2 protein-coding genes are annotated in these 1,662 nt (G+C 72.0%); both read left to right on the top strand.

Annotation, left to right across the window (positions count from 1 at the left end; all coding sequences use genetic code 11):
• Positions 1-416: 416 nt before the first annotated feature.
• A complete protein-coding gene (gene dapD / locus FV223_RS27035) occupies positions 417-1,262 on the top strand; it encodes a 2,3,4,5-tetrahydropyridine-2,6-dicarboxylate N-succinyltransferase (RefSeq protein ID WP_147729790.1) in 846 nt (281 codons plus the stop codon).
• Between the two features lie 20 nt (positions 1,263-1,282).
• On the top strand, positions 1,283-1,662 hold a 380-nt coding region (locus tag FV223_RS27030), incomplete at its 3' end, for an LLM class flavin-dependent oxidoreductase (protein ID WP_147729789.1).

Raw genomic sequence — 1,662 nt, 5'->3', positions numbered from 1 at the left:
CCCCCGGCCGCGGCCCGGCGGGCGGTCGCGAGCCCGATGCCGCTCGACGCGCCGGTGACGACGACGACCTGATCGCGCAATGCCTTGTGTCTCATGCCGTCCCATCGCTCCACGCACCGGTCGGCACGGAGCCGCGGTCTTCAGGAGCTACCCGCGAAACCGTGAGATGTTGCCGAACGAGGCGCGATCCAGGCGCGTCCGTTGCACGCAGGCGTTCGAGTGCCCGAGCTGGCCGGCTCGGGTTCGAGCGGCTGCGGAAGCCCTGAGCCGGCGAGGCGATGTCGCGGGTGCTGCGCACGGGGATCCGTCTGCGGGACGGCGGCCGGACGCCGTCCCGCGCACCGGGACCGTCAGGTGACAGGGCGGTCGGCCGCTTGTAAGCACGGGCGCTCACGAAAACCCTGTCCGGAAGACCCATGTCCCACGCCGCCCTCGCCCAGACCATCGAAGCCGCCTGGGAGGACCGCGCCGGCATCGACACGAGCACGCGCGGCGCCGTTCGCGAGGCGGTCGAGGCGGCCCTCGCCCTGCTGGATTCCGGCGAGGCGCGCGTCGCCGAGAAGAGCGGCGACCAGGATTGGGTCGTCAACCAGTGGCTGAAGAAGGCGGTGCTGCTGTCCTTCCGCCTCAACGACATGGCGCCGATCTCCGGAGGCCCCGGCGAGGCGCCGTGGTGGGACAAGGTGCCCTCGAAGTTCGAGGGCTGGAGCGAGGCCGAGTTCCGCGCCGCGGGCTTCCGCGCCGTTCCCGGCTGCTTCGTCCGCCGCGGCTCGTTCATCGCGCCCGGCGCCGTGCTGATGCCGTCGTTCATCAATCTCGGGGCACGGGTCGGCAAGGGCACCATGGTCGACACCTGGGTGACGATCGGCTCCTGCGCCCAGGTCGGCGACAACTGCCACATCTCGGGCGGCGCCGGCATCGCCGGCGTGCTCGAGCCGCTGCAGGCCAACCCGGTGATCATTGAGGACAACTGCTTCATCGGCGCCCGCGCCGAGGTGGCCGAGGGCGTGATCGTCGGCGAGGGCAGCGTGCTGTCGATGGGCGTCTACATCGGCGCCTCGACCCGCATCGTCGACCGCACCACCGGCGAGGTCTTCTACGGCCGCGTGCCGCCCTATTCGGTGGTCGTCTCCGGCACGATGCCGGGCAAGGCGCTGCCGGACGGCTCGCCCGGACCGGGCCTGTACTGCGCCGTCATCGTCAAGCGCGTCGACGCCGGCACCCGCGCCAAGACCGCGATCAACGAGCTGCTGCGCACCTGATCCGAGCCGGGCCCGATCCGATGCGCGAGACCGCGACCCTCGACCTCACGGTGGCCGGCCGCTTGGTGCCGACGCCGTGCGATCGGATCGGGGCCGGCCCCGACGTGCTGCTGCTGCCGGCGCTCTCGACGATCGCGTCGCGAGCCGAGATGCGCGGCCTCGCCGACCAGCTCGCCTGGGACCATCGCTGCCTGATCCCGGACTGGCCCGGCTTCGGTGCGCATCCGCGGGCGCGGCTGCCGCTGAATCCGGCGACGTTCCACGCCTACCTCGACGCGCTGCTCGCCGTGACGACCAGGCTCAAGGTCATCGCCGCGCTGCTGCCCGGGCCGTGGAACCCGACCATCGCGGCCAAGCAGATCGCGACGATCAGCGAGCTGACCGACAACCGCATCGCGAT

Origin of the sequence: Methylobacterium sp. WL116, from assembly GCF_008039455.1 — a bacterium.
In the GTDB taxonomy this organism is placed as follows: domain Bacteria; phylum Pseudomonadota; class Alphaproteobacteria; order Rhizobiales; family Beijerinckiaceae; genus Methylobacterium.
Note: the sequence above shows the minus strand (reverse complement) of the source record. Positions and strands in the feature narration are given on the sequence as shown.

What these genes read in the sequence shown, in the direction of transcription:
- dapD (WP_147729790.1), top strand. Translation starts at nt 417, where the DNA reads ATGTCCCACGCCGCCCTCGCCCAGACCATCGAAGCCGCCTGGGAGGAC.